The 16,490-nt window shown below is 45.9% G+C and carries 16 protein-coding genes; 13 read left to right on the top strand and 3 right to left on the bottom strand.

The features are described from left to right. The first annotated feature begins 254 nt into the window (after nt 1-254). The 9 genes from ACXAD4_RS08625 (at nt 255) to ACXAD4_RS08665 (ending at nt 11,953) form a co-directional block, all read left to right on the top strand. Complete coding sequence (locus tag ACXAD4_RS08625; protein ID WP_475240614.1) at nt 255-1,802, top strand: arylsulfatase; 1,548 nt, start codon at nt 255-257, stop codon at nt 1,800-1,802. Nucleotides 1,803-1,902: 100 nt separating this feature from the next. Beyond that, a complete protein-coding gene (locus ACXAD4_RS08630; protein ID WP_475240616.1) occupies nt 1,903-4,224 on the top strand; it encodes a multiheme c-type cytochrome in 2,322 nt (773 codons plus the stop codon). Between the two features lie 112 nt (nt 4,225-4,336). Next, entirely contained in the window at nt 4,337-5,323 is a 987-nt protein-coding gene (locus ACXAD4_RS08635) for an AAA family ATPase (RefSeq protein WP_475240617.1), read from the top strand. A gap of 11 nt (nt 5,324-5,334) precedes the next feature. After that, nucleotides 5,335-6,297, top strand: a complete 963-nt coding sequence (locus ACXAD4_RS08640; RefSeq protein WP_475240619.1) for a DUF58 domain-containing protein — start codon at nt 5,335-5,337, stop codon at nt 6,295-6,297. 2 nt (nt 6,298-6,299) lie between these two features. Then, entirely contained in the window at nt 6,300-6,875 is a 576-nt protein-coding gene (locus ACXAD4_RS08645) for a DUF4381 domain-containing protein (RefSeq protein WP_475240621.1), read from the top strand. Continuing rightward, nucleotides 6,868-7,992, top strand: coding sequence for a vWA domain-containing protein (locus tag ACXAD4_RS08650; RefSeq protein WP_475240623.1), 1,125 nt, complete (start codon nt 6,868-6,870; stop codon nt 7,990-7,992). The genes ACXAD4_RS08645 and ACXAD4_RS08650 overlap by 8 nt, the downstream gene beginning before the upstream one ends. Further along, a complete protein-coding gene (locus ACXAD4_RS08655) occupies nt 7,982-9,682 on the top strand; it encodes a vWA domain-containing protein (RefSeq protein WP_475240625.1) in 1,701 nt (566 codons plus the stop codon). The genes ACXAD4_RS08650 and ACXAD4_RS08655 overlap by 11 nt, the downstream gene beginning before the upstream one ends. Next, nucleotides 9,679-10,983 carry a BatD family protein gene (locus ACXAD4_RS08660; RefSeq protein ID WP_475240627.1) on the top strand — a complete coding sequence of 435 codons (1,305 nt, stop codon included), beginning with the start codon at nt 9,679-9,681 and terminating at the stop codon, nt 10,981-10,983. The genes ACXAD4_RS08655 and ACXAD4_RS08660 overlap by 4 nt, the downstream gene beginning before the upstream one ends. Nucleotides 10,984-11,053: 70 nt before the next feature. Next, nucleotides 11,054-11,953 carry a LysR family transcriptional regulator gene (locus ACXAD4_RS08665; protein ID WP_475242738.1) on the top strand — a complete coding sequence of 300 codons (900 nt, stop codon included), beginning with the start codon at nt 11,054-11,056 and terminating at the stop codon, nt 11,951-11,953. A 27-nt stretch (nt 11,954-11,980) separates the two neighbouring features. Here the strand turns inward: ACXAD4_RS08665 and ACXAD4_RS08670 are convergent, their stop codons facing one another. Both ACXAD4_RS08670 and ACXAD4_RS08675 read right to left on the bottom strand, forming a co-directional pair. Next, nucleotides 11,981-12,736 carry an alpha/beta hydrolase gene (locus ACXAD4_RS08670; protein WP_475240630.1) on the bottom strand — a complete coding sequence of 252 codons (756 nt, stop codon included), beginning with the start codon at nt 12,734-12,736 and terminating at the stop codon, nt 11,981-11,983. Further along, nucleotides 12,733-13,116 carry a DUF2784 domain-containing protein gene (locus tag ACXAD4_RS08675; protein ID WP_475240633.1) on the bottom strand — a complete coding sequence of 128 codons (384 nt, stop codon included), beginning with the start codon at nt 13,114-13,116 and terminating at the stop codon, nt 12,733-12,735. Before ACXAD4_RS08675 ends, ACXAD4_RS08670 begins: the two co-directional genes overlap by 4 nt. 259 nt (nt 13,117-13,375) lie before the next feature. Between ACXAD4_RS08675 and ACXAD4_RS08680 the strand changes: the two genes are divergently transcribed. The 3 genes from ACXAD4_RS08680 to ACXAD4_RS08690 all read left to right on the top strand — a co-directional run bounded on the left by ACXAD4_RS08680 (nt 13,376) and on the right by ACXAD4_RS08690 (nt 15,053). Then, the gene (locus ACXAD4_RS08680; protein WP_475240635.1) at nt 13,376-13,711 is read left to right on the top strand and encodes a zinc ribbon domain-containing protein YjdM; all 336 of its coding nucleotides are present in this window, start codon (nt 13,376-13,378) and stop codon (nt 13,709-13,711) included. Nucleotides 13,712-13,907: 196 nt separating this feature from the next. Next, entirely contained in the window at nt 13,908-14,351 is a 444-nt protein-coding gene (locus ACXAD4_RS08685; protein ID WP_475240637.1) for a GNAT family N-acetyltransferase, read from the top strand. Between the two features lie 9 nt (nt 14,352-14,360). Continuing rightward, a complete protein-coding gene (locus ACXAD4_RS08690; protein ID WP_475240639.1) occupies nt 14,361-15,053 on the top strand; it encodes a DUF4336 domain-containing protein in 693 nt (230 codons plus the stop codon). A gap of 3 nt (nt 15,054-15,056) precedes the next feature. Here the strand turns inward: ACXAD4_RS08690 and ACXAD4_RS08695 are convergent, their stop codons facing one another. Continuing rightward, nucleotides 15,057-15,713 carry a glutathione S-transferase gene (locus ACXAD4_RS08695; protein ID WP_475240640.1) on the bottom strand — a complete coding sequence of 219 codons (657 nt, stop codon included), beginning with the start codon at nt 15,711-15,713 and terminating at the stop codon, nt 15,057-15,059. 143 nt (nt 15,714-15,856) lie between these two features. On the opposite strand from ACXAD4_RS08695, the gene ACXAD4_RS08700 reads away from it, so the two are divergent. Further along, nucleotides 15,857-16,486, top strand: a complete 630-nt coding sequence (locus ACXAD4_RS08700) for a LysE family translocator (RefSeq protein WP_475240643.1) — start codon at nt 15,857-15,859, stop codon at nt 16,484-16,486. Nucleotides 16,487-16,490 lie beyond the last annotated feature (4 nt).

Consider the following 16,490-nt stretch of genomic DNA (forward strand, 5'->3'; position numbering starts at 1 on the left):
TTTGGTTAATTACGTTAGCTAATATGATGTTTTATAAACGCTTTTAATCAAATGAGAGTGAAGTAAAATCGACGTTAACCGTGATGAGTATCACACCTGTTTCCGCAGGCGAAGTTGGTCTTAAGGCACGGCTTCGGACTATTTTAATCGCAGAAAAATACTTAATTTTGAGTGGTGCAGGTCGCGGAACTACCCATTGTGAGCTATTAATTTTTGTTGCAGGACGCCATTTTAACTTAGTGACTGAGGTTTATATGACAGCGAGAAAAGGCTTCAAAAGCCGAATAATGATACTTGCAACACTGCTGGTCGGTGCTGCAAGCAGTAGTATCGCAGCAGAGAAACCCAATATTTTAGTTATCTGGGGTGATGACATCGGGCAAACCAATGTCAGTGCCTACACATTTGGGTTGGTTGGCTATCACACTCCGAACATAGACAGTATTGCCAAGGAAGGGATGATGTTTACCGATTATTACGGTGAGCAATCCTGTACCGCTGGCCGTTCGACGTTTATTACCGGGCAAACTGTATTGAGAACAGGGCTGAGTAAAGTGGGACTTCCCGGTGCTGATCTCGGTTTGCAAGCGGAAGATGCCACTATTGCAGAGCTGCTAAAACCGCTGGGTTATATGACAGGTCAGTTTGGTAAGAACCACCTCGGTGATAAAGATGAACACCTGCCAACTAATCATGGTTTTGATGAATTTTTTGGTAACCTCTATCACCTCAATGCTGAGGAAGAACCGGAGAATGTTGATTACCCTAAAGACCCTGACTTCCGTAAGAAGTTTGGCCCTCGCGGTGTCATCAAATCATATGCTGACGGCAAGATTGAGGATACAGGTCCTCTGACTCGTAAGCGGATGGAAACCGTTGATGATGAGACACTTGAGGCTGCTTTGGACTTCATGGATCGCGCAGTGAAAGCCGAGAAGCCATTCTTTGTATGGTGGAATGCAACTCGTATGCATTTCCGTACTCATGTTAAAGAAGCGAACTCAGGCAAGACCGGGATCAGTTTTTATGCCGACGGTATGGTTGAGCACGATAACCATGTCGGTGAGTTACTTAAGAAAGTGGACGATCTCGGCATCAAGGATAACACCATTGTCTTTTATTCGACTGATAACGGCCCGCACATGAACTCGTGGCCAGATGCCGGTTTGACGCCATTCCGTGGTGAAAAGAATACTAACTGGGAAGGGGCATACCGAGTACCCGCCATGGTACGTTGGCCAGGTAAAATTGAGCCGGGCAGTGTATCCAATGAGATCATGCACCACATGGACTGGATGCCAACCTTCCTCGCAGCAGCCGGTGATGACAAGATCAAAGAGAAGCTACTTGAAGGTCACCAAGCAGGCGATAAGAATTTTAAAGTTCACCTCGACGGGTACAACTTCCTGCCATACCTAACCGGTGAAGTGGATAAAGGGCCTCGAGAAGAAGTGTTCTACTTCACCGATGACGGTGATCTGAGTTCACTTCGCTACAACAACTGGAAGATCGTATTCTTGGAGCAGCGTGCTAAAGGGACATTACGTATTTGGGCTGAACCTTTCACTCCACTGCGTGTACCTAAAATCTTCAATTTGAGGATGGACCCTTACGAGGTCGCTGACATTACTTCGAACACCTACTACGACTGGATGCTTGACCGCGCCTTCATGCTAGTGCCGGCCCAAGCTTATGTGGCCAAGTTCCTTGAAACCTTCAAGGAGTTCCCACCAAGGCAGAAAGCGGCAAGCTTCTCGCTTGATCAGGTAATGGAAAAACTTCAACAGCCAACAAATAAATAAGGTTCTGAATTTAAATACGAATGTCTAGGGCTCTTCGGAGCCCTTTATCGTCTTTCATACACTATCTTTATTGCAGGGATATCACTCTTCAAGGAAGGCTATGGCACGGTTGCTTCAATGGGATTGGCTTTGCAAATTCAAACTCAACAACTTCGTTGTTAACTGTTTTGCTTTTTTATTCGTATCAGGATTTACCGTTGATAATGCAACTGCTCAATCCATTGAGTATGTTGGCAGTGAAGCTTGCGTTGAGTGTCATACCGAGCAGGTAAAAGCGTGGCGGGGTTCTCACCATGAAATGGCGATGAAACATGCAACACCTGAATCGGTAATGGCCAACTTTTCCGACCAAAAGCTCGAACATAAAGGTAAAACCAATCGTTTTTTCAAAAAGGGTGATGAGTATTGGGTCAATATCGCGGGTGCTTATCAGCAATTCTCTGACTTCAAAATTAGCTATACCTTTGGTGTTTATCCTCTGCAGCAATATATGGTCGAGTTTCCTGATGGCCGTATTCAGTTAATTCCCTTTGCGTGGGATGCTCGTCCGCCAGAAAAAGGTGGGCAACGTTGGTTTCACTTATATCCCGACGCGACACCGGTTGATGAATTCTATTGGACCAATGTTGGGCAGAACTGGAACTTTATGTGCGCCGATTGCCACTCAACCAATCTAAAGAAAAACTACGATAGCAAGACAGATAGCTATCAAACCACGTGGTCAGAAATCAATGTCGGTTGCGAGGCTTGCCATGGCCCTGCCAGTGGACATATCGACTATGTCAAAAAGCGCAATAGTGATATGTCTGCATCACATTCAGATGGACTAATGGGGTTCGAGCGTGATCTGACTGTTTCTGTTAAACAGTGGGTTGCAAAGGAGGGGCATAAAACCCTTCAACCTGCTTCGATAAGTCCGACTGACCAAGTACAAACTTGTGCGCAATGCCATAGCCGCCGCACTCAACTTAACGAAACAGCTGATCATGTTAAGGGTTCATTTTTGGATAAGTATCGGCTGAGCTTGATCACCCCAGAGCTTTATTATCATGACGGCCAGATTTATGACGAGGACTATGTGTATGGCTCTTTTTTGCAATCACGAATGGCGGAGAAGGGGGTGACCTGTACCAACTGCCATGATCCCCATACTGCAAAACTAAAGATCCCTGAAGAGGCTGTGTGTAGTCAGTGTCATGTCTCACCTGAATATGCTTCCAGCAAGCACACACTTCATTCTGAAGGCTCGGAGGCGGCCAAATGTACTACCTGCCATATGCCCGAAACGACCTATATGCAGGTTGATCCTAGGCGTGATCACAGCTGGCATATCCCTAGGCCGGATATCAGCAAGCATATCAACACCCCCAATGTGTGTACTGGTTGCCATGAAGATCAAACTGATCAGTGGGCAGATAAAACGCTTGCCAAGCATTTCCCTAACTCCAAGTATCGCAATCAGCAGCATTTTGGTGTGGCATTTTATGCCGATAGCATTGGCCATAAAGCCGCGCCGGATGCACTCTCTTATACTGCTCAAGATTCGTCCCTGAGTCATATTATCAGAGCTTCGGCACTGTCTCGCATGGCGGGTAATTCAGGACAGAACACCTTGGTGGCTTTGGCAAGAGCGGTTAAACATGACAATGAGTTGATTCGGTTAGGCGCGATTGAAGGCTCGGCTAGTTACGGTTGGCCGGAGCGTTGGCAGATTATATCCCCATTGTTATCAGATCCTGTTTTGTCGGTGAGAACAGAAACGGCAGCGGCGTTGGTCGTACATTGGACACAAATGAACCTGTTGCAAAAAGACAGCCTGAACAAGCCGTTGCAAGAATATATCGAGATCCAACAATTCAATGCAGATAGAGGGTTTGGCAGAACGAACCTTGGCAACGTTTCTCGCGCGATGGGGGATGCTGATGAAGCCATCTCTTGGTATCGAGGGGCAATTGAGATCGAGCCATATTTTGCCAATAGCTATGTCAATCTGGCTGACTTGTACCGGAGCCAAAACAAAGAAACGCTAGCCCTCGATGTGCTCAAACAAGGTATGGCGGCCCAGCCTAACGACAGTGCATTACCTTACAGTACAGGGCTTGCGTACCTGCGAGCCGGAGAAATGCAGCAAGCCAAGTCGTTACTGAAAAAAGCCGCTGAAATGGCCGAGGATAATTCCCATTACTGGTATGTCTATGGGTTGGCTCTGGAACAAAGCGATGTCCTGGCAGCAAGCGAGGCTATCAATACGGCATTTGAACTAAGCGGTAATCCCCAGCACTTGTATGCGCGGTGTGAGGTACTGGCTCGCAATTACCAAAGAGGAGAAGTTGCTACGGCGTTTGAAGGCTGCACGCAGCAGCTTGGCAAGATAGTACCACCAGAAGTGGTGATTCAGTTGAAAGCTCAGATTAGGGGGTAATAGCAAATTGGAGCCATGAAAAGGCTTGAGCTGTAATGGCCAGTATAACCAATAGTTATCGGGCTTATGGGTACGATACAGTCCATAAAATACTAACTAGATGAGAGAATCTATGAACCAAGCACAGCAAGCTATAAATCAGCTGATTGAACAAACTGAGAAAAGTGTTATCGGGCAGCGCCATGTCGTTGAAGCACTGGTGATTGGCTTGTTGGCTAATGGTCATATTCTTTTAGAAGGCTTACCTGGTACGGCAAAAACTCGCTCGGTGAAGTCTTTAGCCGCTTTGCTCCAAACGGATTTTGGTCGAATTCAATTTACGCCTGACTTGTTGCCGTCAGATGTAACGGGCACCGAGATTTATCAAGATCTCGACGGCAAACCCCAGCTCCATTTCCAACCTGGACCAATTTTTAACAGTATTGTCTTAGCTGATGAAGTCAATCGAGCGCCGGCTAAAGTGCAAGCCGCACTACTTGAAGCGATGGCGGAAGGAACCATCACAGTAGGCGATACAACCCATCAATTACCAGAGCTGTTCATGGTACTGGCGACACAGAACCCGGTAGAGCAAGAGGGGACCTACCCACTACCGGAAGCACAGATGGACCGTTTTATGATGAAGGTAACGGTCGAATACCCTGAAGATGACGCCGAGCTTGATATTATTCGTCTAGTACGTGGTGAAGAGTTGGGAGCCAGTGAATCTCACTCCGAAGATCAAGCACATCAATATATTGAAACAGATATTGTACTTGAGGCCCGCCGTCAGCTGCCGAATATTGCGGTTTCAGATCTTGTCGAGCGCTATATTGTTGCTTTGGTCATGGCGACACGTAAGCCAGAGCGTTATCCAGATTCAAGTCTTGCAACATGGATTGAGGTCGGCTCGAGTCCACGTGCTTCTATTGCACTGGATAAATGCGCGCGAGCCTATGCTTGGCTTCAAGGTCGTGACCATGTTTTGCCGGACGATGTTCGTGCCATGGCACCTATGGTGCTTGGCCACCGCTTTACCCTGAGCTACGACGCCCTTGCCGATGGGATCAGTCACTTGCGGATTGTTGAAGAGCTGCTTGACCATGTAGAAATCGGTTAAAAGGGGGCATTATGGCAAAGCCGAACATTGCCCCTCAGCCTGCCGGGCTTGATAGTCGTATATATTGTGATTACGCACGGTTAGTGCGTCTACAGTCCCAGATCAATACGTTTAGCTTATTGCCGCATTTGAAAGCCGGTAGCGTCTTGTCGGGCCGACATAACTCCTTATTTCGAGGCCGTGGGCTTAACTTTGAAGAGCTGCGTCATTATCAAATGGGCGATGATATTCGTAATCTCGACTGGAAGGTAACCCTTCGAACGGGCAAGCCCCATGTTCGCAGTTATACCGAAGAAAAAGATCGCAATGTCATTATTTGCGTCGACCAGCGTAGCCAGATGTTCTTCTCGTCGACCCAAGTGATGAAATCTGTCGTGGCCGCAGAAATTGCTGCCATGTGTGGTTGGCGAGTGCTCAAAGATGGCGATCGGGTAGGTGTCGTTATCGCTTCAGCCGAGAAGGTCTACCACAGTAAATCGCAGCGATCCCAGCACGCGTATATGGCGCAGTTAAAGCTTTTGGCTATTGCTAATCAGCAACTTAACGTTGATTCTACAAATAGTGGCAAGGTGAGCTTTTCGCTGTGGCTTGAGCAGCTTAAGCGAATGAATTTATCCCAATCGACTCTGGTATTTATTACCGATTGGCGTGATTGTGAGGAGCAACACCTTGATCTGCTCAAGCAGTTTCAAATACATAACGATGTGCTGGCTGTAATGGTCAACGACCCTCTTGAGCAAACTCTGCCAAATGAGCTCGCAAAATCAAATTGGGTGGTCGGAGACGGACGGTATCAGTTAACCCTGGACTCCAAAGAAAAAATCACCAATGCCAGTGCTAGTTTGGCTGAGCGAAGCCAACTTGCGCGCCAGTCACTGACTCGATTAATGGCGTTGAAACGCCTTCCTTTTATTGAACTGGATACCTCGGGTTCCCACATTAGTCAGTTCCAACGGCTTGTTGGGAGACAATAACAATGAGTATCGAACATACACCTCCGAGCACGTATATACTGCGTGATCTTTTTGATGTCACCGTACCTGATAGTGTCAGTTGGATGCCGCAAACGATCGGTTGGAAAATCCTTGCCACCGCTTTGATTATTCTGGCTGCCTTTCTTGCTTATCGCCGGCTACTTTTTTGGTGGCATAACCGCTACCGTAGCGAGGCCATTGCGGCAATAAATAACCTCGACCCCAATGAACAAGACTTTGAATATAGCCTGTACTCGATTTTGAAAGTTGTACTGGTGTACTTGGATCCCGCCTATGGCCGTTTATTTGGCAAATCATTCTTACAACAGCTTGATAGGTTGAGTGGTGGGAAAGAGGTTTTTGCTGATGAACTCGGCCAGAAGTGGACACAGTCACTGGTTGACCCATCGACGGTATTGAATGTTGAAGAGCGAACCCGTTTACAGCACCAAGCGGTTAACTGGGTGAAGAGTCACTCATCTCAGTACAGACAGCACGGGCATCGCGAAACCCAAAGCGGTTTTATTGCCAAATTAGTGACTAAACGTAAAGAGCAGGGAGAAGGGCGTCATGTTTAACTTTTCTCTGTTTAATTTTTCCCTGACTAACTTGGAGTTCATTCATCCTTGGTGGTTTCTGGCTCTGCCGTTACCACTGTTGGTTGTCTATTTTGTTCCAGCTTATCGTACCAAGCAAAGTGCGATCAAAGTGCCATTTTTCAGCCAGTTGATTGAGGCGCTAGGTGAAACCCCCTCCGCTGGTGCCAACCAGCTATCACCATCTTGGTGGCAACGTATGACCTTGGTGATTTCTTGGATACTGATTATCACAGCCTTAGCCAAGCCAACTATTTTGGGCGCTCCGCAAGTGAGGGAGAGCTTTGGTCGGGATGTCATGGTGCTGGTGGATCTTTCAGGATCAATGGCTGAAAAGGATTTTACCTCCGAAAAAGGCCAGAGAGTCTCCCGTCTTGATGCCGTGAAAGAGGTATTGGCAGATTTTGTCAAAACCCGAGAGGGCGATCGCTTGGGCTTGATTCTGTTTGGCGATGCGGCTTTTTTGCAAACACCGTTTACGGCCGATCAGGATGTGTGGCTAGCGCTGCTTAACCAAACCGAAGTGGCTATGGCGGGTCAGAGCACCCATCTAGGGGATGCGATGGGGTTGGGAATTAAAGTGTTTGATCAAAGCCACCAGGAAAAAGGTGATGCAGATAGAGAGAAAGTCGCTATCGTGCTTACCGATGGTAATGATACCGATAGTTTTGTTGAACCGATTGAAGCAGCCAAGGTTGCCAAGGCAAAAGGGGTAAGGATCCATATGATTGCCATGGGCGACCCGCAAACAGTTGGCGAGACGGCGCTTGATATGGACACCATCAACCGTGTCGCTCAAGAGTCGGGCGGACAAGCTTTTGTTGCATTAGATCGTCAAGCACTCTCTGCTGCTTATGAAGAGATTGGCAAGCTTGAGCCTCAACTCTATGAAAGCTCAACCTATCGTCCCAAGCAAAGCATTCACCACTATCTGATTGCGGTCGTCGTTGTGATGTACTTAGTTGCATTCTCGCTGGCAACATTTAATCGACGCAGCAACAGTCACCGGCGTCGGGTCTCGGAGGATAAAGGCTCTGAGGCTAGCTTGAAGAAAACTAGCTCGCAAAAAGAAGACTCGGAGGGTAACCATGTTGGATAGCGTGAACCTACAGCAGGTGATTACTCAGTTTCATTTTATCAGACCGATGTGGTTGCTGGCTTTTATACCTATGGGGCTTTTATTGTGGCTTCGCTGGCGTGAAGATAGTCAGCCTTCTTGGAAAGATGTACTGCCTGAGCACCTTCGTAATGTGCTGACTATTGGGGAAAGAGGCTGGAGCAAGCAACTGCCGCTTAAATTACTGATGGCCATCATTGCGATAGCGATTGTGATATGCGCCGGACCAACATGGCAGCGTCAAGCTTCACCGTTTGGTGAGGATAAAGCCTCAATGTTGGTGCTGCTTGATAGCAGCGAGTCGATGCTTGAGAAAGATTTACCTCCAAGCCGATTAGAGCGGGCAAAACATAAAGTCCGTGACTTGTTAGCACTGCGCCAAGGTGGCAGCACAGGTTTGGTGGTGTATGCAGGCTCTGCCCATGTTGCGATGCCAATGACTCAAGATACAAAGGTGTTTGAGCCGATATTGGCGGCGATTTCCCCTGAAATTATGCCGGTTGAAGGCAAGTTTGCTGAACAGGCTTTGCCGCTTATTGATCAGCTACTGCAAGGGAGGCCTGGCTCGACAGTGTTGATGGTTTCTGATGGTGTTAACCCGAATACTGCTGAGGCTTTTAAAACCTATTTTGCAGACAAACCATATCAATTGATGATACTGGGCGCGGGTAACCGTGATGTTGTCAGCGATGCGCCTGCGGATTTTGATTCATTAAGGCAACTTGCCAGTGACACCGGAGGCCGATTCATTTCAGTTACTGTCGATAGTAGCGATATAGAACGGCTTAACCGCTCAGTTGAGCGGAACATGCAACTTAATGGTGAGTCATCGATGCCTTGGCAGGATATGGGGTATCAACTGTTGCTGCCCATTGCCCTTCTTATGCTGCTGTGGTTCCGCAAAGGTTGGCTGGTGCAATGGTGTGTGGTCATGACCCTGAGTGGAAGCCTATTGGTCGCACCTGTTGTTAAAGCGGAAACAATCGTCTCATCAAAAGCACAGCCAACTGCACCTGCAGCAGAGGTGACAGTCTGGGATAAAACAGCGCAATGGTGGTGGGATTTGTGGCTAACGCCAGATCAGCAAGGTCAGTGGCTGTTCAATAAAGGGGACTACCTAGAGGCTGCGAAGCATTTCGTTGACCCGCTAAGAAAAGGGACGGCCTATTACTATGCCAGTGAGTATAAACAGGCCCACCGAGCATTCTTGCAAATGGACAGTGACTTTGGCTTGTACAACGCGGCGAGTGCATTGGCGAGGCAGCGGGAGTATCTTGCTGCGAGAGACTTATTACAGTCTCTAGCTGATAAGAGAATCCTTGATCCTGAACTACGATCTGGTGTTGAACATAACCTCAAGGTTATCGGCGGCATCGTAGAGGAAATCAACCGCACCAGTGAAAGCCAAGCGGGCACAACGGATGGACCGGAAGAGTCTTTCGAGTTGAGTGATGACAAACCTCGCACAGCTGATGGAGCCGATGAAAAAACCGCCGCAGAGCTTATGATCAAAGACACACTGAATGCCAGCGAAATTTTAGGCAGTGATGAACTGGCGGATAAATGGTTAAGGCGGGTAGAAGCCGATCCTAAGTACTTTCTGCGGGCAAAATTTCAGATCCAGCTCAATGATTCAAATAAAAGCGATTTGACCGGTGAGGTACAACAATGAGAACAGGGTTTATTACCTCATTACCATTATGGCTAGCTCTAATCTTATCTTTACTGAGTATGCCTGGTTACGCTGTCACTATTCAGCAGCTTCAGAAAAGCAATGATGTAGAAATCAAGGCATGGTTGAGTGATGGGAATGATAAAGGACAAAGTGGTAATGAGACAGAACCATCCAAGGTCCCACCTAGCTTTAGTGTCAATGAACAGGCCATTTTGAATGTTGAAGTGGCCACGCCTCGTTGGTTTACCGGGGGCACCCGTATTGAGTCGGTTGAAATCTCCAATGTCATCGCTAAGCAACGCAATCAATTAGCCACCAATTATACCGAGCGAAAAGGCGGGCAGACGTGGTCTCGCCAACGGTGGGAAATCACCTTGTACCCTGTTAAATCTGGCTCTTATACCGTGCCTCCACTCGCTGTGAATGTGCAGGTTTCAGCGCCAGATGGCAGTAATGTTGCAGGTACTTTATATACCCAACCGCTGGCCTTTAACGTTAGTTTACCGTCAGGCTTGCTCAGTGAGGATACGTCTTGGTTTACTGCGACAAATGTCGATGTTAAGCAAGAGTGGTCGCAATCGAGCGATGATTTAAAAGTTGGTGATGCAATCACACGTAAAGTGACTGTCGAGGCTCAGGATAGCCTTTCTGTACTGTTGCCGAACCTGTTAAAAAGTGAGTTATCGACCTATTTTCAGGCATACCCTCAACCCCATAGATTGGATGACTCGCAGACGCGGGGCGACTATCAATCACGCCGAGTTGAAGAAACCGTCTATGTGATACAGCAAGGGGGGGATTTCAAGCTACCCGAGCACCAGTTCCAATGGTGGAATGCCAAAACCAGCAAGCTTGAAACAATCACCCTTGAAGGAAAAGAATTTCATGCACGCCATACTCCGGCTTCTTTTGTGAAGGCTAACTTACGTACTTTAATCATGGTGGTTACTGTACTGGTTATAGCGCTTGGTATGTTCTTTGCCGGAAAGCGGTATTATCAATCCCACCCAACGCCACCATGGCTGCTGTTTTGGCTTGAAGTGAGGAAAGGCGAGTGGTCAAAGGCCAGGGCACAGTTGTACAGACATTTGCGTGTATCAACCGAACATCTAGAAATGAGTAGAGCCGGTAATGATAAAGCGTGGTTGAACACCAGTCATCAAGTCCAATCAGGTAAAGGAAAAGCGCATATTTTTCAGAAGATGTGGCGAATGATCAGTAACCAGCACAAATCATCTACTCGATTCAAGTTACCCAAAGCGTTACCTAAGTTAGACAAGGGTCACAAGCAGCATTAGTTTCCATTAAATTATTGAAATTTAATGACTATGATTAGAAGCATAACAATGATGATAAATGACAGAGCAGATGAAAAGCACTGATTTAAACCTTATTCCTATTTTTGTTGCTGTGTATGAGGAGCAAAGCCTTTCCAAAGCGGCAGTTCGGATGGATGTGAGCCAGCCAGCAGTGAGTAAAGGGCTAAAGCGTTTGCGTGATATTTATGATGACCCTTTATTTCACCGTAACGCCAACGGGGTGGAGCCAACAGCTTTCGCCAGTGATATTTATCCAGCATTGGCTGCCTCGTTTAAGAACTTCAGTTCGACGCTTTCTGCTTCGAGGGAGTTTGATCCTAAAACATCAAAGCGGATCTTTTCGATCGCCTGCGTTTCGGTTGCTAGCTATAGCATTGTGCCTGCTTTGATTGAGCAGGTTCGTTTGGAAGCACCGAATATCGCGTTTGAAATTCACCCTTTGTTCACTGAGGACATGGAGTCTGATCTACGATTACAACGTTATGATTTGGTGATTGATTTGCCGCCACGTGGTCGCAGCTTGCTGAAATCACAAGTGCTTTATTCTGAAGAACTCAGTGTCGTGTGTTGCAAGCATCACCCGCGTTTATCAGATTCAATTTCTATTGATCAGTTTTTGGCCGAAGATCATGTCGTGGTGGCCCGCTGGCATGCTCGCCGTAGCCTATTGAATGCTGAAGATATTCCGGAACTTGATCAGCGTAATATTATCGTGAGGGCACCAGGTGCAGTGGAAATGCTGCCGATTATTGCTGATTCAGACATGATTGGTATCTTACCGAAATCGACCATTGAAGCTTTTTCTGATCTTTATGACATCAAGGCGCTGCCTTTGCCTTTTGGTGAAGATGTTTATGATTTATGTGCCATCTGGCACCCCAGCCGAACCTCTGAAACCAGCCACCGTTGGCTGAGGCAGTTATTGTTTAAAGTGGTAAAGGATAATTGATGCTGTAATTATCTTCGGGTTATAGAGCTAATCCAGGGCGCGCTTTAGCCCTGACGTATATTCGGGGTATTGTGAAATCGTATTGTGGCCAGCACTATCTATGACGACTACCTCTTGCAGTTGATTGCCAAATTCGGCGATGAGCTGATCGGTTCTGGCTCTGGATATCACCTGATCCTTTCCGGCAATAAAAATATAGGTTTGTGCGGTGATCTGTTTGGCTCTATCCGAAGAGCTGTATCTGTCTTTGATAAACCAAGAAACGGGGAACATCCAGTAGATATCTTTGGCGACATTTTCAATGCTATCGAAAGGCGTGACTAAAATAAGCTTATCAACTTGCCTATTTGCTGCCACGTAGGTGGCAATCCCGGAACCGAGGCTTCGACCCATCAGAGAGACTGATTTATGTTGGCTTTGTATCGACTCAAAAATCGCTACAGCATCGTTATATAAAGCGGATTCAGTTGGCTTACCGGGATTGTTGCCATAACCTCTGTAAGGGATCAGGTAAACGCTATAGTGAGGGATCACCGCCTTAAAGAAGGGGATGTTGGCTTCGATGTTTTCTGCATTCCCGCCATAATAGATTAAAGCCTTCGATTGCCCTTCATTGAGCACCCAGCCGTGTAGCTTTTCACCAGCTACAGTAAAGTGGGTGTTCATCTCGCCGTAAACATTACTGGCAGACTGGGGATAGTAGAGAAACTGACGCTGAAGGGAACAAAAAGTAAGGAAGAAGAGGGCGTAGCCAACCACTATGATTACCAAGAGACTTTTCATTCATGCGTCCTGCCTTGCCTGCGTTTATACCAATAATAGACGAACGAATAAACAACGATATTGATCATCAAAGCCGTAATACCCAGCAACACTTGGACATCAAAGCTTAGCCCTGAAGGATAAATCACTGGAATGAGGTAGTGCTCAATAAATCCACCAGGATAGCCCTCGTCACCAGCTGCTTGACGTAATTGGTTTTCCAATGGCGTCAAAGGACAAATCCAGCCTTTGAAACTGAGAACTGAAATCCAGAGTACTGCAGGAATATGGACGAACACCATGAAGCTTCGCCATATTACCAGTAAGCCTCCGAGCAATGCGAAGATGATGAACAATAGGTGTAAAATGACGACCAGATCTGCCAGGATTCGATACATCATAAGCGGTCACCACTTCCATTGACTTAAGGCAACTTATTATAGCAATAGCTGTTATCCACATTCAGGTCAAAGCTTAAAAGTTATACCGACCTATAACATCTAGGCTCTCTACTGTTATCAACAATATCTGGGGACAGTTTCATCAGGGTAATACAGAGTATGAGTAAAGGCGCTTGATTAAAGGTGTTTCACAGCAGTCGATTATGAGGTGAAAAACATTTAACATATATTTCTTTGTAACTATCTGAAGTAGAAATGTATGTCATTGCCACCTTGCCCTAACTGCCAGTCTGAATATGTTTACCAAGATCAATCTCATTTAGTTTGCCCTGAATGTGCATACGAATGGAATCCTTCTGAGCTTGCTGACGAAGATACATTGTCAATCAAAGATGCCAACGGCACCCTTCTTGCGGAAGGTGATAAGGTCACAGTAGCGAAAGATCTCAAAGTGAAAGGCAGTTCACTGGTGATTAAAATTGGTACGAAAGCGGTTGTTCGTCGCATTGTAGACGGAAAAGATCATCAATTGGATTGCAAAGTCGATGGTGCGGGTGAAATGATGATTACAGCGAAGTTTGTCAAGAAAGCTTGAGAAACTAGGTTGTATTGATAAAGACAGTATATTGAGTGTTGGTTGAGGATGCTTTTTAGCACTCTACATCTTTATTCATAGATTAATTGCGATATTGGCTACATTTGTAGCCAATGTTGATACTCTTTCAATAATGACTATTCACTAATTGATTGTTCGGTTCCTTTATTTATAAAGGTGGCGAAAAGGAGAATATATGGACATATCTCTAAGAAAAGCTTTGGAATCTGATATTAACTTCTTAATAGATCTACGTGATATCACAATGCGACCCCATCTAGAACAGGTCGGTATGCCTACAACACGCGATGAGTATATAAAGCGTATCAGTTATGAGTTTGATGCTGCTCAGGTCATTGAACTTGATGGCCTACCGGTAGGGCTGTTTAAGGTGGTGTATTATGAAGATATAAATCAATGGTACATCATTCAGATCCAAATCCACCCTGGTTATCAGAATCTTAAAATTGGCAGTGATTTGATTCGTTCTATCACCGATAAAGCCCTACACATGGGTGCTAGCGTTGGTTTGAGTGTGATAAAAACTAATCCGGCACTTAAGCTTTACTTACGCTTGGGCTTTGAGCAAGTCAGTGAATCAGAGCATGAGTTTAACTTGGTATTTAATCTGAAAGGATAAGGGGGAACTATGCGTAAAATATCAGATGATATCTGGATTTTAGACGGTGAAGCAGTTCCTTTTTTATCATTGCCTTTCACAACACGGATGACGGTTGTCCGTCTACCTGAAGATCAATTATGGGTACATAGCCCAATAAAACTAACGAGTGAAATCAAGAGCCAATTAGCTGACCTCGGAGAGGTTAAGTACCTTATTGCTCCGAATCATTTACATCATTTGTTTATTGCTGATTGGCAATCTTGCTATCCAGATGCAATGACCTTTGGTTCTCGTGAAGTGATAAAAAAACGTGCTGATATCCACTTTAATTCCTCATTAAATGATAATCAAAGATGGCCTTGGGCAGATGAGATTGATCAAGTCATGTTTACGGGCTCTCCTCTAATGGAAGAGTGTGTGTTTTTCCATATAAAGTCAGGCACATTGATAGTCACTGATCTTATCGAAAACTTTCCATCTTCAAATTTTAATCATTGGCAGCGTTTGATCGCCAAAGGTGTCGGTATTTTAGCCCCTAATGGGAAGATGCCGCTTGATTGGCGTTTGAGCTTCACATTTGGAAAATCTCAGGCTAGGGAGCATTTAAACCAACTCATAGCCTGGCACCCTAAGGTGATTGTCATGTCTCATGGTGAGATAGTGGAGAGTGGAGCGAAGCAATTTATAGAAAGGTCATTTAAGTGGTTACTGTATAAATAGGTCTTACTCCTTCCCAATCATAAATTCTTCTTTGGTGTCGAGCCAACGTGGGTATTGGGTCATGGCTTTGGAATAAAGTGGGTTCTGGTAATGAGACGTAAGCCAACGCTCTAGATTAGGGTAGGAAGCGGTTAAATACCATTTTCTTTCAACACGTGAGAACTGACGGATAAAGGGCAATATTGCGTAGTCGGCAAAACTTGGGTGTTCACCCATCAAGTATGTGTGTTTCGTTAATCGCCCCTCAAGATCGCTAATAAATCGCTCACATTCCTCACGGTAGGTTGTGGCATTGTCGTGGTGATAACGAGCAGCAATCTTGTATTTATCCAGAGAGGGAATGAAATCCCTGTCATTACAATTAATCAATGACATCATCGTAGCTTGATGGGATAGAGGTTTATCACTTAACAGCAAGTTGTGTGGGTCACTATGCTGTAATGCCCAAAGCATGATGTCCAAACTCTCTTCGATAACCGTGGAATCCGTGAGTACCAATACAGGCACAGTCCCTTTCGGTGAGGCTTGCAGCATCTCGCTGGGTAAGTGGCTGGTAACCACATCACGCAACCAAACAGGCTGTTGTGCCATCAATATGGCCAACCTAGCCCGTACACAGTAGGGGCATCTTCGTAGGGAGTAAATTATGGGCAATGGCATATATCAAACCTTGTAAATCTAGGGTTATCTTTATGATTTTAGTCTCAATTCCTGCAAGGAAGTGAGATGTGTCGCGTTGTTAGCTGAATTAAGGCTAAACTTGATTAGTTTGAATATCGTTATCATGGAAAAGGAGTTTCCATATGGCTTTAGAAGTATGGATATATTATGTGCTTGCCGTTTTGGTTCTCACCGCATCACCGGGTCCAAGCTCGTTGCTATGCATGACAAAGGGAGTCTCAGCTGGCTGGAAAGTGGGCGCATATACTGCCTTAGGAAGTTTGACGGCTATCACTTCTATCCTGACGTTATCGTTTACAGGATTGGGCGTCATTATTGCTTCGTCTGAATTGTTTTTTAATTTGATCAAGTGGGTAGGAGCTGGTTATTTGATCTATCTGGGTGTCAAATCTTTCACATCCAACAATACTCAGTTTGACAAGCCATCGCCGATAACCGCTGTCCCCTCGTATTTTGCCAGCCATTTCATTAGCGGCTTTATTGTTGGTGCCAGCAACCCGAAAGCTATCCTCTTTTTTACCGCGCTATTTCCTCAGTTTATTAATCCCTCACATGGGCTGTTCTTCCAATATGTTGTGTTTGCTGTCACATTTGTAGTGTTAGAGCTTTCTTGGTTACTATTCTATGCCTATTTGGGCTCCAAGTCTTCGAACTGGGTATTTGCTTCTGGCAGAGCGAAGATGTTCAATAGACTCACAGGCGGTGTATTTATTGGGGCTGGCGCATTACTCTCTACAGTTAATCGTAGTTAAGCTG

The sequence above is a fragment of the Photobacterium sp. AWH4_225 genome, assembly GCF_056158405.1.

Bases quoted from the DNA above. Each gene is read 5' to 3' on its own strand.
- ACXAD4_RS08690 (WP_475240639.1), top strand. From the start codon at position 14,361: ATGCGTAAAATATCAGATGATATCTGGATTTTAGACGGTGAAGCAGTT.
- ACXAD4_RS08635 (WP_475240617.1), top strand. From the start codon at position 4,337: ATGAACCAAGCACAGCAAGCTATAAATCAGCTGATTGAACAAACTGAG.
- ACXAD4_RS08650 (WP_475240623.1), top strand. From the start codon at position 6,868: ATGTTTAACTTTTCTCTGTTTAATTTTTCCCTGACTAACTTGGAGTTC.
- ACXAD4_RS08655 (WP_475240625.1), top strand. From the start codon at position 7,982: ATGTTGGATAGCGTGAACCTACAGCAGGTGATTACTCAGTTTCATTTT.
- ACXAD4_RS08660 (WP_475240627.1), top strand. From the start codon at position 9,679: ATGAGAACAGGGTTTATTACCTCATTACCATTATGGCTAGCTCTAATC.
- ACXAD4_RS08665 (WP_475242738.1), top strand. From the start codon at position 11,054: ATGAAAAGCACTGATTTAAACCTTATTCCTATTTTTGTTGCTGTGTAT.
- ACXAD4_RS08625 (WP_475240614.1), top strand. From the start codon at position 255: ATGACAGCGAGAAAAGGCTTCAAAAGCCGAATAATGATACTTGCAACA.
- ACXAD4_RS08685 (WP_475240637.1), top strand. From the start codon at position 13,908: ATGGACATATCTCTAAGAAAAGCTTTGGAATCTGATATTAACTTCTTA.
- ACXAD4_RS08645 (WP_475240621.1), top strand. From the start codon at position 6,300: ATGAGTATCGAACATACACCTCCGAGCACGTATATACTGCGTGATCTT.
- ACXAD4_RS08670 (WP_475240630.1), bottom strand. From the start codon at position 12,736: ATGAAAAGTCTCTTGGTAATCATAGTGGTTGGCTACGCCCTCTTCTTC.
- ACXAD4_RS08695 (WP_475240640.1), bottom strand. From the start codon at position 15,713: ATGCCATTGCCCATAATTTACTCCCTACGAAGATGCCCCTACTGTGTA.
- ACXAD4_RS08640 (WP_475240619.1), top strand. From the start codon at position 5,335: ATGGCAAAGCCGAACATTGCCCCTCAGCCTGCCGGGCTTGATAGTCGT.
- ACXAD4_RS08700 (WP_475240643.1), top strand. From the start codon at position 15,857: ATGGCTTTAGAAGTATGGATATATTATGTGCTTGCCGTTTTGGTTCTC.
- ACXAD4_RS08680 (WP_475240635.1), top strand. From the start codon at position 13,376: ATGTCATTGCCACCTTGCCCTAACTGCCAGTCTGAATATGTTTACCAA.
- ACXAD4_RS08630 (WP_475240616.1), top strand. From the start codon at position 1,903: ATGGCACGGTTGCTTCAATGGGATTGGCTTTGCAAATTCAAACTCAAC.
- ACXAD4_RS08675 (WP_475240633.1), bottom strand. From the start codon at position 13,116: ATGATGTATCGAATCCTGGCAGATCTGGTCGTCATTTTACACCTATTG.